Annotated in this window: 11 protein-coding genes and 3 tRNA genes; 9 read left to right on the top strand and 5 right to left on the bottom strand. The window is 39.8% G+C overall.

Annotated elements, in window-relative coordinates:
* Positions 1 to 109 precede the first annotated feature (109 nt).
* Positions 110 to 197 (bottom strand) — tRNA-Ser (locus tag B5X70_RS10200).
* A gap of 21 nt (positions 198 to 218) precedes the next feature.
* Positions 219 to 291: transfer RNA gene (locus B5X70_RS10195), tRNA-Trp, on the bottom strand.
* Positions 292 to 563: 272 nt separating this feature from the next.
* Here B5X70_RS10195 and B5X70_RS10190 point away from each other — a divergent pair.
* Genes B5X70_RS10190 through B5X70_RS10180 form a run of 3 tightly spaced genes read left to right on the top strand, consistent with a single transcriptional unit; the run spans position 564 to position 2652 of the window.
* Positions 564 to 1451, top strand: a complete 888-nt coding sequence (locus B5X70_RS10190) for a tetratricopeptide repeat protein (protein ID WP_079557799.1) — start codon at positions 564 to 566, stop codon at positions 1449 to 1451.
* On the top strand, positions 1444 to 2103 hold the full coding sequence (locus B5X70_RS10185) for a Rossmann-fold NAD(P)-binding domain-containing protein (RefSeq protein WP_079557798.1): 660 nt from the start codon (positions 1444 to 1446) through the stop codon (positions 2101 to 2103). The genes B5X70_RS10190 and B5X70_RS10185 overlap by 8 nt, the downstream gene beginning before the upstream one ends.
* A 12-nt stretch (positions 2104 to 2115) precedes the next feature.
* The gene (locus B5X70_RS10180; protein WP_232468347.1) at positions 2116 to 2652 is read left to right on the top strand and encodes a nitroreductase family protein; all 537 of its coding nucleotides are present in this window, start codon (positions 2116 to 2118) and stop codon (positions 2650 to 2652) included.
* A gap of 32 nt (positions 2653 to 2684) precedes the next feature.
* Here the strand turns inward: B5X70_RS10180 and B5X70_RS10175 are convergent.
* Positions 2685 to 2769, bottom strand: a tRNA-Leu gene (locus B5X70_RS10175).
* A gap of 349 nt (positions 2770 to 3118) precedes the next feature.
* Here B5X70_RS10175 and B5X70_RS10170 point away from each other — a divergent pair.
* The gene (locus B5X70_RS10170) at positions 3119 to 4576 is read left to right on the top strand and encodes a glycoside hydrolase family 16 protein (protein WP_232468348.1); all 1458 of its coding nucleotides are present in this window, start codon (positions 3119 to 3121) and stop codon (positions 4574 to 4576) included.
* Positions 4552 to 6408 carry a peptidase U32 family protein gene (locus B5X70_RS10165; RefSeq protein ID WP_079557797.1) on the top strand — a complete coding sequence of 619 codons (1857 nt, stop codon included), beginning with the start codon at positions 4552 to 4554 and terminating at the stop codon, positions 6406 to 6408. The genes B5X70_RS10170 and B5X70_RS10165 overlap by 25 nt, the downstream gene beginning before the upstream one ends.
* A 152-nt stretch (positions 6409 to 6560) precedes the next feature.
* On the opposite strand, the gene B5X70_RS10160 is transcribed toward B5X70_RS10165, so the two are convergent.
* Positions 6561 to 8630 (bottom strand): TonB-dependent receptor plug domain-containing protein, encoded by a 2070-nt coding sequence (locus B5X70_RS10160; protein WP_232468349.1) that lies wholly within the window; start codon positions 8628 to 8630, stop codon positions 6561 to 6563.
* 256 nt (positions 8631 to 8886) lie between these two features.
* Between B5X70_RS10160 and B5X70_RS10155 the strand changes: the two genes are divergently transcribed.
* The 4 genes from B5X70_RS10155 (at position 8887) to B5X70_RS10140 (ending at position 14281) form a co-directional block, all read left to right on the top strand.
* On the top strand, positions 8887 to 9942 hold the full coding sequence (locus B5X70_RS10155) for a hypothetical protein (protein WP_079557795.1): 1056 nt from the start codon (positions 8887 to 8889) through the stop codon (positions 9940 to 9942).
* A 61-nt stretch (positions 9943 to 10003) separates the two neighbouring features.
* Positions 10004 to 11782 (top strand): aminopeptidase P family protein, encoded by a 1779-nt coding sequence (locus tag B5X70_RS10150; RefSeq protein ID WP_079557794.1) that lies wholly within the window; start codon positions 10004 to 10006, stop codon positions 11780 to 11782.
* A gap of 59 nt (positions 11783 to 11841) precedes the next feature.
* Complete coding sequence (locus B5X70_RS10145) at positions 11842 to 13263, top strand: redoxin domain-containing protein (RefSeq protein WP_079557793.1); 1422 nt, start codon at positions 11842 to 11844, stop codon at positions 13261 to 13263.
* 10 nt (positions 13264 to 13273) lie between these two features.
* Positions 13274 to 14281 (top strand): DUF4465 domain-containing protein, encoded by a 1008-nt coding sequence (locus B5X70_RS10140; protein WP_079557792.1) that lies wholly within the window; start codon positions 13274 to 13276, stop codon positions 14279 to 14281.
* 6 nt (positions 14282 to 14287) lie between these two features.
* Here the strand turns inward: B5X70_RS10140 and B5X70_RS10135 are convergent, their stop codons facing one another.
* A complete protein-coding gene (locus B5X70_RS10135) occupies positions 14288 to 16474 on the bottom strand; it encodes a trypsin-like peptidase domain-containing protein (RefSeq protein WP_159450002.1) in 2187 nt (728 codons plus the stop codon).
* Between the last annotated feature and the right edge of the window lie 214 nt (positions 16475 to 16688).

Raw genomic sequence — 16688 nt, 5'->3', positions numbered from 1 at the left:
ACAGCCCCCCCCAGACAGATTTGTATATTTTACAAATTAATAAACTAATCGAACAATTCTAAAATCATTCAACAAAAAAAGGGACTGTCTGAATCAGACAGTCCCTTTGCGGAGAGGAAGGGATTCGAACCCCCGGTACGCTTTTGGCGCACACTCGCTTTCCAGGCGAGCCAGTTCAACCACTCCTGCACCTCTCCGGTTGAATTGATTCAATTTTGCACGGGAGGAGAGACTCGAACTCCCGACACCTGGTTTTGGAGACCAGTGCTCTACCAACTGAGCTACACCCGTGTTTAAATCACGTTTACGGCTGCAAAAATAGAACATTTGCCTAATATTTAATAACGATTCCGATATTATTTTAAAATTATAGTTTTAAACATTTGATGCTCATCGCTATGCTATTCAAAAAAAAGAGCAACTTATTAAAAAAAGCAAACTCACTTGTTTCCCATAAGAAGGCTCGGTATTTTTGTGGTATGGCACAATTGCATTTTAACTCTGGCTCATTTATTGTGACAGAAGGAGATCGAAACATCAAATAACCAATAAATATTAATCAAATGAAGTTTATTTTCTCAACACTACTCGTTATTTTAATCATCGCCTCATGCGCACCCGGAAGACAACTCACCAATCTGGAATCAAATATCACACAATTATATCAACAAGGGAATTATAATCAGGTCTTGAGTGAATATGACCGCCTTGAAATAATGACACGAAACAGCAATGACACCATCAGCCAGCCTGTTTCTATTCTGGCAGGGAAAGCGGCGTGGCATGCCGGTTTTTATGACCAAACACACCGCTATTTTGAGAAAACAGAGATCTGGCAAAATAACCCTGACATAGTTCTGATAAAAGGGAAAAGCTACCAACAAACTGGAAATCAACAGCAGGAATACCAGCATTGGATCAATCACATTGATAAAATTAAACTAACCGACAGCCGCAGAAAAGTGATGCTTCGGATTTTTGAAATAGAAGAAAGTTCCGGAGATTATGAATCAGCTCTGCAAACCTGGAACAGAATTCCAGATAATCAGCAACCTGACATCATGTTTAAAAAGCTTCAGATATTGGAGAAAACGGACAGAGCCGACGAAGCTTTGGCCCTATCCGGTGAGATTTTGGCCGAAAATCCGGATTTTGAACCAGCTAAATTCTGGAAAGCCAGGTTCTATTACGATAAAGCTGAAAACTGGTATCAGGATGAAATGACAAAATACAACCGGAATCCCAATTATACTACTTATGCATACCTGAGAAGGGAGTTAAGACTTATTTCAGCCGATTTCAGAAAATCAAGAGACCTTTTCGTGGAGCTGCATGAAATGCAACCGGGGAACGTAACTTACATGCAATATCTAAGAAACATTTACCGAAGACTTGAGATGAGGCCTGAAGCTGCACGGATGGATCAACTAATCAACAACATCAATGATTAATTTCGCGATATACGGTGCAAGCGGATTAACCGGGTCAGAACTGGCAAAAATTCTTTCCCAACACCCACGTGTTGGGAAACTATACCTAGCAGCAAGAAAAGCCATCACTGATTTGCCCGATCATGTATCATACTTCAATCTTAAAATAGGAGAAATTCATGTTCCACAAGATGTAGATGTGGTTTTTTGCTGCCTGGGAACGACATTGAAAAAAGCAGGTTCAGTTGAAAAATTCAGAGAAGTTGACCACAATGCTGTTCTGGAACTGGCAAGCAGAGTTGCTCAAAAAGGAATTGAGACCTTTGTAGTTATCAGCTCCATTGGTGCCAACGCCAAAAGCAGAAACTACTATATCCGTACCAAGGGAGAGACCGATGAAGCTCTTCTTAAACTGAAAATCCCTAATTTGTATATCGTCAGACCATCATTAATTGAAGGGAAAAGAAGTGAAAATCGAATCGCGGAGAAATTGGCCTCAATGGTTTTAAAGCCTTTAAAAGCAATTTTCATAGGGCCACTGCGAAAATACAGACCCATTAAAGCCGTTTCACTTGCTAAAGTAATGGCTCACATTGCCATAAATAAACATCACTGTAACATTATTGAATCGGAAGAGATTCACAAAATAGCTCAACTTTCTGAGAATGGTTAAAAGATAATTTCTATGAGAAAATCAATGCTTGAACAGATTCAAAATCGCAGAAGTTGCCGCAAGTTCACATCACAACCAGTTGGAGATGATATTAAAGAGCAATTCATAAAAGCAATACTCTGGTCGCCAACCTCCAAAAACAATCGCCCGTGGGAGTTTGTTTTTATTGAAAATAAACAAACCCTGGAACAGCTATCCAAATGCAAACCACATGGAGCTGCCTTTCTTTCAGGAGCACCACTTGCCATCGTCATTCTGGGCGATCCAACAAAAAGTGATGTTTGGATTGAAGATTGCTCCATTGCAGCCATTTTGGTTCAAATGGTAGCAGAAGACCTGGGGCTGGGTTCAACCTGGATTCAGATTCGACGCAGAGAACATGATGAAAATTTATCTGCTGGCGATTATGTGAAAGATATCATCAAAGCCCCGGAATGTTTAGAAGTTGCCTCAATTATTGCCATTGGTTACAAAGAGAGAGAGAGGGAGCCATATGCAGACAATGCCCTCCTGCATAATAGAATTCATTTTGAAGAATTCAAAAAATAAAAAAAAGGAAGTCTTACGACTTCCTTTTTTTGTGCCCAGAACAAGACTCGAACTTGCACGCCGAAAACCGGCACCAGCCCCTCAAGCTGGCGTGTCTACCAATTTCACCATCTGGGCAATATCTATTGCTTTCGCGGTTGCAAATATATAATTTTTTAAGATTACGAATGGTAAGAGAGCAATAGATTTTTAGAAAATTAGAAAATGAGGCAGATCAGGTGCTGACAACCAATTGGTTGTCAATCCAAAATTCCGCACCTAATCGTGTTATTTTCAACACATTTCAATCCACAAACTAATATTAATAATTAAAAATACAAAGATCTAATAGATTCATAAAATCATCTATTTCTTTATGAATACAATTATTTGATCTTTTTTTCTTAATTTTCCACGGTAAAAATAAAAACTCTTTGCTTTTATTTTCGTAACAAACTAAACCCATTGATTTTTAAACCTCGAAAGAATGGCAATAATATTTGGAATTCAGTTTGGAAGCAAATTTGGCTCTACCAAAAAATTTGAATCAAAACTAATTAAGGAAAAAGTTGATTTTGAACGATTCAACGAATTGGATCAATCAGAAACATTAAGACGATATAATGAATTGGATCAACTGGTTCATTCAGGAGACTTTGAAAAGAAAGTGCAATTCCTGAAAACGGCCAAGTTTAAAAACTCAGAGGAGTACAGGCAGTTGGAGCAGTTTAAATCCATGAAAGCCTCAAAAGATATCAAATCCTATCTGGAATACTCCAAGAGCGGAAAACTGGATCGGATGAAAAGTATTCTAGAGTCAGATCTTTTAAAAGAGTTTAATGACTTAAAAGTATTTGTTAACTCCTCTGCATTTCACTCAGCCAAAGTAAAAAAAGATTTTAAGCAGAGTGAGGCCTATGCTAAACAGGAACAATACAGCGCACTTAAGAAAGATCCTGACATCATCTTTTATCTGAAACAAGATAAATCCAATGAATACAGAACGGTTGCCAAACTGGAAAACAGTGAGCGATTAAAATCCTTTTTCAAATTGGAATCAATCATCCAATCGCCCGAATTCATTGAGAAAAAAGTATTTCTTGAAGATAAAAACCGATTTAAAAAGTCGGAAGAAGCCAGATTGATTGAGGAGTTCAAAGAACTTCAAAAAAATGAGGATGTAAAATGGTATCAAAAAACCAAAAAACTGAATCCATTTAAAGAAATCCGTAAATGGGAGCTCACATTTGAAGATGATTTTGATGCACTGCAACTTGATAAAAGCAGATGGATGACTGGCTATTACTGGGGAAAAGCACTCATGAACGACAATTATGTGCTCGCCGGAGAAAAACAGTTCTTTAAAGAGGACAACATTGAAATGCACGACAGTGTTGTTCGCATCAATACACAAAAAGAGACATACCGCGGAAAAGTTTGGGATGCTACTCTTGGATTTACAATGCAAGATTTTGAGTACACATCGGGTTTGATAAGTACAGGGCAGAGCTTCCGACAGAAATACGGCAAATTTGAAGCTAAAGTAAAATTCTCACAAGCGTACCCTGTTGTAAATGCATTTTGGCTAGTGGGAGAAAAAATGTTGCCCCAGTTGGATGTCTTTAAATCCAGTGTGACCAAAGGGAAAGCACTGGAAAGTGGTATTCATGTTGGTGCTCCTGAGGGGCAACCATTAAACCTGTTAAAGAAGATAACAGGTGCCAATTTCAAAAACGGATACTATATTTATACATTGGATTGGTCGCCGGAAGCATTGATATGGAAAATCAATGGAATTGAGGTACACAGGGAAGTAAAACATGTGCCCAATGAACCAATGTATCTATCATTCTGTACAATTTTACCTGAATACCCATCCGACAAACAGATGCCATCCTTTATGGATATTGACTGGATCAGATGTTACAGGAAAAAGGAAGAGTAACTTCGCTGGAACTGTTGGCTCCGGCCAGGGATTTGGAATGTGGTCTGGCAGCCATTAATCATGGTGCAGATGCCGTATATACCGGAGCACCAAAATTCGGAGCAAGGGCAGCAGCAGGTAATAGTTTAACGGATATAGCCACACTAACCGAATATGCACATTTATTCAACGCAAAGGTTTATGTGGCAATCAATACACTTTTGTATGATCATGAATTAACTGAGGCAGAGAAACTGATCCATCAGTTATACAAAATAGGTGTAGATGCTATCATCATACAGGATATGGGCATTACACAAATGAACCTCCCTCCCATTGCCGTTCATGCGAGTACACAAACCGACAATAGAACCCCGGAAAAAGTTAAATTTCTTGAAGATGCAGGGTTTGATCAAGTGGTTCTGGCAAGGGAACTTACACTGAATGAAATTGCAGAAATTAGAAATATCACAAATGTACCCCTTGAGTTTTTTATTCACGGGGCACTTTGCGTTTCATACAGCGGGCAATGCTATATGAGCCAAGCCACTTCCGGACGAAGTGCAAACCGGGGAGAGTGTAGCCAGCCGTGTCGACTTCCATATTCGCTGGAAAATCTGGATGGGAAAACACTGATTAAGAATCAGCACCTCTTATCGCTGAAAGACCTTAGCAATACGAATCATCTGCATGATTTGATTAAAGCCGGCATTTCAAGCTTTAAAATTGAAGGTCGGCTCAAAGATGCAACATATGTAAAAAATGTAACTTCCTGGTACCGTCAACAGCTGGATCGGATCATAGAAACTGATTCCAACTTGGCGCGAAGTTCTTCCGGCAGAGTTACAATTCCTTTTGAACCATCACCTGCAAAAACTTTTTCCAGAGGATTTACCACCTACTTTCTGAATGGACGGGAGAAGGATATCTGGTCATTGCATACTCCAAAATCCTTAGGAGAAAAACTGGGACGGGTTGTTACAATCAGTCGCGACTATTTTATAGCTGAAGATGGGATTGATTTAAACAATGGTGACGGCATTTGCTTTTTAAACAAAAGCAAACAATTAAGAGGTTTCCGGATAAACAAGACAGTCGAAAACAAAGTGTATGCCGACGATATAAAAGAGCTCTATACCGGAGCCATGCTTTACAGAAACCACGATCAATTGTTTGAAAAACAACTGATCAACAGCAAAGAAAACAGACGAATTGCCATTGACCTTAACCTGAGTGAAACAGAAGATGGCATATCTCTGCAATTAATTGATGAAGATGGTTTAAGTTCTGAAATCAGAAAAAATATCATAAAAGAACCGGCCAAGAACCCGGATCTGGCTTTAAAAACCATTGGTGATCAACTGAGCAAATGGGGGAATACCATTTATAACCCAAACAGCATAAAGCTGCAATTGCTTCAACCAATTTTTATTCCGGCAGCTGAAATCAATGCCGTCAGACGAGAGTTGAACGATGTACATAAAACCAAAAGGTTAAATAGCTATAGAAGACAGGAGAAACTTTTTCCTCAAACTTCACATCCCTATCCAAATGCAGTGAAGGATTTCAGCCTGAATGTTTCCAACCATCTTGCTCAAAAGTTTTATAATATCCATGGGGTGAAGAAGACTGAACCTGCCTTTGAAATCAAGTCACCCACTGGAGCAAGATTAATGACCACCCGCCACTGCATCAGATATGCTACCAATAGCTGTCCCAAGGAAAATCCCAAGGCCACTCCTGAAAATTTAATCCTTAAATCGGGGAAAAACTCATATGAATTAAAATTTGACTGTAAAAAGTGCGAAATGATGATTTTCGACCTTGATTCCAATCAAATTAAGAACACCTAAACCAAAACTCTGCGTTTTTGTGTCGTTGCGTTTATTATATCAAACATCCCTGATTTGAAATTTCTAAACACTTAAGCCAAAGCCTCCTTGGTCAAATTTATAATCCCGAGATTAAAAGACTCTGAATTTTAGAGTCTTCGCATCCATAATACCTACAATCTGAAGTTCATTCTCACCCCCATCCTGACCCAACGACCAGGCTGATAAAGCTCCCCAAGATCTGCATACCTTTTATCGAACAGGTTGGTGGCTTCAGCGTATAGATGTAGAATATAATCAGGGCTAACTTTAGGTTGCCAATTTATGCGAAAATCGGTTCTCCAAAATGGTTGGTAAGTTTGGTATATCCCGGTTGATGAACTGGTAAATCCACCTTCTCTTTCCTGAAACTGAGCATTCCAGTTAAAAGTAAGATGATCGATCCCAATGCCATGAACCAATCCTATGTTTAGCTTATGTTTAAGGTGATCAAGGACGTAGGCCGACTCGTAGCCTTCATCAGCTTTCTTATTCTGATTGATGAAGGAGTAGTTAACACTGATATTTTTAATGATATTTTGATGTGGAATGGCCTCTGTTACCGAAATATTCAAAGCATATTCAATTCCCCATGCTTCAATTCTGTTGATGTTGGAGGTGGTGTAAATATCTTCACCAGGTACCCTTCCCCAGTCAATCAGATTCTCTCCAATACGGTAAAAACCTCCCTGCTGAAAGTCCAGCCAGTGATTTCTCCAACGATACCCGGATTCAATTGTTGACGCTTTTTCAGGTTTCAAATCAGGATTACCCACATTGGTAGGTCCCGAATAGAACAAGTCGGTGAAAGTGGGTAGCCTAAGCGCCTGGTTCCAGGCAGCAAACCATTTAAGGTTAGGGGTGAACCAATAACTCAGATCGATGCCGGGAAACCAATCTGTGCCATAGCCAAGTTGGGAATTTTGATTCATCAATATCCCGGCAGAAATGTTCAGAGTATTTATGGAATAGGCATGCTCTAAAAAAAATGAGGCATTATTCCTTGTGAAATGATGTGTAAACTGCCCCTCTTTTTCACCGGGAGTCTTCATTGGCTCATCCATAGGAATCCCCAAAACATTACTCCAAACCGATTCCCCGCGCATTTCACCACCTATGGATGTAGTTCCCAATTCCCATGGAATGGAAGCATTAACACCGGCACCAAACACATCGGTCATGTGATAATTGTGTCCGGAGTACCAGGACTCAGCTCCTTGCATATCTCTGAAAAGCTCAAAACGATCATGATGTCGGCGCCAGTAAAGGTTTGGACGCACCTTTACCAATCCGCCTGACTCCATTGAAATTGAATTGAAAAAAGTACGAGTGTTTTCAAACTGATCAGGAAACCTGGCAGAATAGAAAGCATTGGCTCCAAAAGCCTTCTCTGTATACCCGCTTTGAAAGGAGAGTTGTTGTTGATCGATCTTCAACTGGCCGTGATAGTAGATGTTGAACAGATCAAAATCGGTGTTGTCGATATATCCATCACTTCCACCTTTATTCACAGCCAGGAAATTATTAAGACTTCCTGTTCCATAGGCAACCGTAGCTCCCAGGTTGTAAAGGCGATTTTCGCCTCCCGAAATTGAAACAGTGGCCTCTTCTCTTGCTCCGGTATTGGTTATAAAATTTATGGCACCACTGAAAGCATTTGGGCCATAGATTCTGGCAGCAGGACCGTTGAGTATTTCAACCCTTTCTATACTTGACAGGTCGATGGGCAGGTTAAGGGTATGATGCCCAGTTTGAGGGTCGGAAATGTTGATGCCATTTAAAAGAACCATTAACTGATCAAAGGATCCCCCTCTCACACTGACGTCAGCTTGAATTCCCAAAGGACCGCGTTCCCGAACATCAATACTCATGGCATATCGCAACAAATCCTGTACACTCTGAACAGGCAAAGTCTCTATCTGTGCCCGAGACAAAATGGTGACCGTTCGACCGGCCTCTGAGTATATGGCCGGTCCTCTACGGGCATTGATTTCTATCTCATCAAGACGAATTTTTGTATTAATGCTATCAGTGGTATTTCCAGCCAGGGTTAAATGATAGCCAAGGCAAGTAAAATATGCCAGTGATAAAAACCCAATTTTTATTTGTCGGTTTAGTGTATTAAAAACTGCATAGTTTTTATGCATCCAGTTCTTAAAAAACACCTCTTTTTTAGTTTCGTAAAACTCTTTTCGTTTCATCATTTTAATCAATATAAAAATTAAACAATTACAGGATTAGCATGGTTTATCCTGATTAATTTCAACTCAAACAAAGCCATGCAGATTTCAAATCAGGGATGACTGATTATAACCGGCTAAAATTACAATAAACCAGAGATTATCCCTATAATTAATAAGATTCTGTCTGAATTTTAGCTATTTTTGTTACAACCAAACATTCGGCACAAAAGTTGCGTAAAGCCAATATGAGTCAGAATTAAATCACAATCGAAAATATATGAAGACTTTATTTTTGCTCTTTTTCTTAACAATTTATTTAAGCTTACCGGGCCAAACAGATGCTCCACCCAGATTCATGCAATCTGGAGAAGATCACTTCACCCGAGATAACATTAAAGAGATTGAAATCAACAATCGCCACGGGCATGTTTTCTTCACCACATGGGAAAGCGACTCTATTCTGGTTAGAACAACCACATGGGTTAATGCCCCAATACATGCTGCTGCCAATGAAGTTCTCAATGATATATTGATCAACCAACATCACACTTCTGAGAAACTTCATTATACCACCCGCTTCGGGAGCAACTTCTTTTCTAATTTTGATTTTGGAATCATATATCATGTATTTGCACCTAAAAACTTAAAAATCAATGTTAACAACAGATTTGGAAACATTGAACTGATTAATTTTGAAGGAGATGCACATATCAACCTGGAATATGGAAGTCTGAATGGAGAGCATGCAAAAATTAATAATGGATCACTGTATGTTTCCAACGGAAACATACAGATCATGGAGCTTAACCAGGGTGAAATCACTCACCTGAACGGTTCTCTCGATATCCGGAAACTTGGTGAAGTCCAGTTGAGTTCTGATTTCTCCGAAGGATCCATATATCATGCAAAAAACCTAAGGATTATTTCATCTACCGGCAAAGTGGATATCAACAAAGTGGATAAATTGCATGCAGAATCGGGCTTTTCTTTTATAACCATAAACAAACTTACCGAAAGAGGGTTTATTGATATACACGAAGGCAGTGTGACCATTAGAGGTTTCGACAAGGGATTCAGAGAATTAACCACCTCATCGAGAAAAGCTGATATTCTTTTGAATATCAACGAAGAAATACCTTACACCATGCACGGGCAAGTTGCCAACGGAACCTTCACCCATTATGCATCGGAAAATATGCGGGTAATCATTGAAAACAATGTAACATCCTTCTCCGGAAATTTCAGTCAGAGAACCCCCGGTGTTAGTCCTACCATCATACTTTTTGGTACCGACTGTGACATTACAATCAGCAACGAACCGGCTTTTGATTAAGAGATTATCATTGAATAAAAATTTTGTGGATATACATCCACAAAAACATAAAAAAATCATCATGTACACATCAGATAAGCTGCTCCTCATCAGAAGCAAGATGGAGATACAAGGCATTCAAGCCTGCATCATTCCTTATGGCGATCAGCATTTAAGTGAATACCCTGCGGAGCATTGGAAAACAAGAGATTGGATCAGCAATTTCACCGGATCGGCAGGTACATTGGTTATTACAGCCCATGAAGCAGGTCTTTGGACAGATTCGCGATATTTTCTTCAGGCAGAAAACCAGTTGGACACTTCATGTGTACAACTTTTTAAGGAAGGAATGCCAGATGTGCCTGAATATGCTGAATGGTTAACCCATGTGCTTGAACCTGGTGATAAAGTTGGCATTAACGGGGTTCTGTTTTCTGTTTCTCAAGTACGAAAACTTGTGAAAACGCTTCGTGATCATAGAATCCAGAGCGATTTGAAATTCACCCTGGCCGAGGAGTGCTGGGACACCAGACCTCCAATTCCCGAAGATTCCGTATTTGAACATGATGATAAATTTTGTGGACAGACCCGTGCCGCAAAACTGGAGGCCATCCGAAAGTACATGCGTAAACAGAAAATTTCCCATTACATTGTCTCCATGCTCGACGAGGTGGCATGGGTATTGAATCTAAGAGGAACTGATGTGCCGTACAATCCGGTATTTCATTCATTTCTTATTATTGAGCACGATCAGGTAAGATTTTTTATCGATCCGCATAAATTAACTGCCGGAATTGCCCGTAAACTGGATGCAGATAATATAAAAGTCTCGCTGTACGATGACTTTTATCAGCATGTGCAGGATATAACCTCAGAGGCAAGATTTCTGATTGACCCCGACAGAACCAACTATACTATTTTTGCCACCATGTCTCAGGCTGCGCAAAAAATTGAAGAACGTTCCATTGTTTCTATTCTAAAAGCGAGAAAAACCAATAAAGAGATTGAGAATTTCCGCACAACACTCATCAACGATGGTGTTGCAATGGTGCAGTTCCTTAAGTGGCTTGAAGATCATGTTGGTTCAGGTAGCATCACAGAACTCTCTGCTGCAAAACAGCTTAAAAGTTTTCGTGCCAAACTACCGGGATTTTCCGGAGAATCGTTCAGCACCATCTCCGGTTACAAAGGTCACGGAGCCATCGTGCATTATTCTGTAAATAGAGAATCAGACATAACACTTCAACCCGAGGGTCTTTTTCTTATTGATTCGGGAGGGCAATACCCTGGTGGCACCACCGACATCACAAGAACTGTGGCTTTGGGAGATTTCCCTGAACAAGCTGCTGTTGACTACACTTTGGTTTTGCAGGGGCATATAGCACTGGCCACTGCCATATTTCCTAACGGAACAAGAGGCGTGCACCTGGACCCGCTTGCCAGAAAAGCAATGTGGAAATTTGGTATCAACTACGGACATGGGACAGGTCACGGCATAGGCTATTTTCTTAATGTACATGAAGGGCCACAAAGCATAAGACCTCAGGATAACGGCGTTGAGCTGGAACCGGGAATGATCACCTCTAATGAACCTGGAATCTACCGAACCGGAGAATATGGCATAAGAATTGAGAATTTGATTCTGTGTAAGGAGAAAATAGAGACCGAATTTGGCTTGTTTATGGAGTTTGAAACATTATCCCTTTGTCCCATTGATACCAAAATGGTTAAAAAAGAGCTTTTATCCAGTGATGAGACAGAGTGGCTAAATAGTTACCACAAAATGGTTTATGACAAACTGGCACCAATGCTGGATGAGGAACATAAAACATGGTTAAAAAACAAAACCACAGCTATATGATTTAATCATTACATGGCATCGAAAAAAACTTATAAAACAAACAAAAAACATCAGTTACAATGATTAAAACAGCTTGCTTTTTGATTTGCCTGATGATGACCTTAGGTTTAAAGGCATCTGATGATGGATATAACATCAGCGTTACTGTAAACGGAATCAATAACCAGGATATCATTCTGGGATATTATTACAATAAACAGATGTATGTGAGCGATACTGCTACTACCAATTCAGCAGGCACAGCCATATTCAGTGGAGAAGAACCGCTAAAAGGAGGCTTGTATCTCTTCTACCTTCCAAACGGAAGGTATTTCGATGTATTGATTGATAAAGAACAGGATTTCTCAATTCGCACTGATACTGTTGATTTGATTGGCAACATGTCGATTTCCGGTGCAAAAGATCCCTCCTTATTCCTATCCTATCAAAAATTCATTTCTGAGCGACAAAAAGAGTCTTCTACCATTAGAGAAAGGCTTCAGGCAACAGAACCTGATTCCGGAGAGGCATTAGAATTGAGAGCAGAGCTAACCAAAGTTAACCAGAAAGTGGAAGAGTTCTGGAATCAAATCACCACCAACCATCCGGAGTCATTCACTGCAACCTTTATTAAAAGTATGCAGGAACCTTCAATGCCGGAATTTAATATTCCGGATGGAGTATCCAATCCAGATTCTCTTTTACAAATAAAAAGATACCGGCATTTTCGCGACCACTATTTCGATAACATTGACTTTTCTGATGAACGCCTGCTAAGAACTCCTTTTTTTGTACAGCGACTTGAAAACTATTTCGACCGGGGAATCATTCAGATTCCGGATACCATTGCCGATGCCTCCATCAGAGTAATTGAAAAAAGCAGGGATAACGCCACCATGTTCCGGTTTTTGGTACAGTACTTTTTTAACAGAGCCAATGAAAGCAATATCATGGGAATGGATGCTGCAATGGTTGCTCTTGCAGAAAAATACTATTTGTCAGGTGATGCCAACTGGGCAAGTGAGCAGTTTTTAAAGAATCTGCAGGAACGAGTTACTGCTATAAAACCCACCCTGATAGGAAACACAGCACATGATTTGCGAATGCAAACCATTGATGGGGGCATGGCCAGATTACATGCGATAGATGCAAATATTACGATCATTGTTTTCTATGAGCCATCATGCGGACATTGTAAGAAAGAACTCCCCAAATTGTATAAAGATGTATATCTGCCATATAGGGACAGAGGAGTTGAAGTTTTTGCAGTTTATAGTTTAGACGACATGCAGGAATGGAATGAGTTTGTTGATGAGCATGGTTTGCATGAATGGATTAATGTGTTTGATCCCTTTCATCAAACCCGGTTCCGTCAATTTTACGATATCAGATCAACCCCCATGTTGTATGTTCTAGACAGAGATAAAAAAATCGCCGGAAAAAGAATTGATGCAGGTCAATTACCCGGGTTCATAGAGCATTTACTAAGAAATTACGATTAAAAAAATTACAATGAGATACCGTCTCTTTCTTAAGGGGATCATTTATATCATTTCAGCAGTAATGGTTTTAACCATTGCTGCTTGTGAAAACCATGAAAAAGAAATGCCTCCTCCTGGCATTCATATAAACATGCCGGATACCGGTCTTGAAATTGAACTTGAAGATACGCTTGTTATTTCACCCAGGATCACTTATAATTATGACACCAATTACAGATGGTATCTGAATGGGGAGTTTATGTCCACGGAGAAAGAAATCAAGCACATTGGTAAAGAACTAGGAACTTCCTTTTATTCATTCGTAGTTGAATCTTCCCGTGGATTCGACTCTATAGTAATTCCGGTAAACACGGTGATACTCATCAACTTTAACGAATTTGAACTTAAAAATGACACAGCAATTGTTGGACTTGACATCTACCCGTCAGAACCGGGATTCAGAACAAAAGGAGCCATATTTCCAACCATTGCACCTTCAGAAAATCAGTGGGTAGGTTATGCGCTCAGCAACAAATACAGTCAGCAATCTGTTCAGACACCCGGAAGGTTTACCGCTTATGCCACAACTCGCAACAGAAATCCTTTTATGGTTTACCATCAACCGGTGGATCCTCATATTGTTGCATTCTATTTTGAGAACCGCGAGGAGAGACTTATAAGTTCAATGGCAGTTAGCAATACCCAACTTGCTTTCCTGGTCATGCGGTTTGGCACCGTAAATGGAATACCCCGTTTTGGAGGAGAAAACAATGATGTAAAAGACTGGTTTATCCTGACCATTGAAGGTTTTGATGCAAATGGAGTAAAAACCGGCGAAATTGAGTTTCCTTTGGCCGATTTCAGATTTGACAATCACAGGCAAAACTACATTGTAAATAATTGGCAAACAGTAAGCCTTCGTGATTTAGGGAAAGTGAACAGCGTTTCATTGTCGCTTGTCACAAGTCTAACAGATGAAAACGGTATGATGTTGACACCTCCTTATGTGTGTATTGACAACATTAGAATTATAGAATAAAGGCAGTTAATCTGCCTTTATGTATATTTTTCCGTTATATACTTTATCCCCTGCATACAAACGATAAATATAAAGTCCCGGAAAAATTCCGTGATGTGCAACCTTGCCTGCTGAATCCAACACAGGTACTCTGTGTTCTATAACTTTCTGACCTGATTGATTATAAAGTTCCAGCATGGCATAACCCGTAAAATCAGGTATATGAAATCTGATTTCATTAATAACTGGATTTGGGTAAACCATAAAATCAGTTATAGTTGGTACAATGTTAGACGTGTCCAGATCACGAACATTTGAAGCCAGAAGATCAATCCAGAAAGAGACAGGATAAATAGAATTTTCTCTCTCAGCCAAATTTTTCCATTGGTTATTTGGATCCATAACCCATGCCGTTCCAACTTGTTTTGAGGGATTGTAAAGAGAGTGATATATGACTACACTGTCGGTTTGAGTATTATACTTCAACTCCACACCAACCCATATATTTCCATGGGTATTCAATGGTTCGTTAAATCTCCAAAAATATTCGCGATTTGCAGGCAGACTTAAAAGGTTAATGTTGCTTCTTGACAGAATTTTCACTTCAGGCTCAGTAACACCTTGCCAAACAGAAATATTTACATCTTGAGTCAGAGAAAAATCGGATCGCGCCGGCATCACATAAACACCATGAAGAGTCACCCCTGAAAAGGGGCCATATTGCTCGGCAAATGCCTGGTCGCCAAACACATTATGTCCTGACCAGAATCCACTGCTACCGGAGTATTTCTCCATTCCTGCAACATCTTCAAACATAAAATTGCTTAATCTGAAAACCTCTTCCTGTTCATTATAAAACTGTAACCCATTCAGACTACTGGCACCGGTTTCATCGGGATCCAGCCAAAAAGCCAATTGCTGGCTCTCATCCTCATAATAGTCCCATACTCGGTTTAATCTGGCAAAATAATCATTAACAGGATTGGAACAAGTGGCAGAGCCACCACTTAGACTACCAATAAGCTTCCCCTCATTAGTAAATAAAGGAGATCCGGAAGATCCTCCTTCTGTGGTTCCTTCACTCCATATTGCAATACGCCAGTGTGAATTGCCAATAAACGGAATTCCACCCGGAGAAGATGCATTAAATGAGGCAGTAGTGGGAGCATCTTCTGATTTTGCAACTTTTTTCACATCTCCCTGAGGATGATGTATGGTTGTAACTTCTCCCTGTGGATTGGTGGTACGATCCCAGCCTGCCCAGTATGGACGATAAATAGCCGGAGGAATTTCAGACATTTCCAACAGAGTCACATCTAAATCTTCAACATATGCCCTCATAAACGAGCCTGACAGAGTCTGGGTAAATGCTCCTTCAACACGTCCATCGCACCCGGGCACCTGGTAATTGAATGTAAAAATAGCTGTGGCAGGATCATTCATATCAGTAATACAATGTGCCGCTGTTAAAAAATAGGGCTTACCATCTTGCCGCGTGTTATTAATCAAGGTTCCGGAACACAAATCCCTGCCATTAACCATAATTCTGGCAACTGATTGACCTGCTTCAAGCCATAAATCATCGGTTTCACAGGTGAAATCAGGGTTACAACTCCCACTTCTGTTGAACCGACTGATGGATTTTAAAGAAAAAAGATTCAAAAAATCATGATTGACAGAACCTATTTCCAATAAAGATCTTTTTGATTGTCCGGCAGGTTGATGATATTCTACAATAATTTGATCACCAGGTATCGGGGCTGTTGCAAGTCGCCCTGATGGCAAGTTATTTTGGTGCGTAAACGCCCCCAAAACAACGCTCTGATCGGGATTATAAATATAGAGAGAACAACCTGGAGCAAGTGCAAATTGATCAAATATAAGGTTTAATGAATAAGCTCCTTTTGATTCTATTAACAGCCGCCATATAGTAGTGCCATCAATTTTATTTGTTACGTAACCGGAGTTTTTTGGACTTAGAGTGACGTCATAAGTGTGAGCGAAACGAAGAGGTGTTCCCTTTTCAGGTTTATCAGAGACCGTATAATGTTGTTGAACTGTGAGTGGTAAACCGGGCATGCTTTCTGCCATATCATTCAGTACTTCCAACTCACTATCAAACAACGGCAACGGACTTCCTCCTCGGGAAATTTGAGCGGATAAGCCTACAAAAGGAAGAAGCAGCCAGAAAAAAAACACATATCTATACATCATAGGATACTGAATAATCATAAAAAACAAAGCTAATGCAGAAAAATAAAATTTACTGTTTTACATCATAAAACTTAAACGAAATCTTCATATTTCGGTTACATGAGGTTGTAATCATCTTCAATGGGAATACACACTTAATTTGTTTTGGAACCCTTCCACATTAAAAAATAACTATGAACTGGATTCCATCCAATTCATAGTTACATTTAAACTT

Origin of the sequence: Alkalitalea saponilacus, from assembly GCF_900168165.1 — a bacterium.
Taxonomy (GTDB): Bacteria; Bacteroidota; Bacteroidia; order Bacteroidales; family Marinilabiliaceae; genus Natronoflexus; species Natronoflexus saponilacus.
Note: the sequence above shows the minus strand (reverse complement) of the source record. Positions and strands in the feature narration are given on the sequence as shown.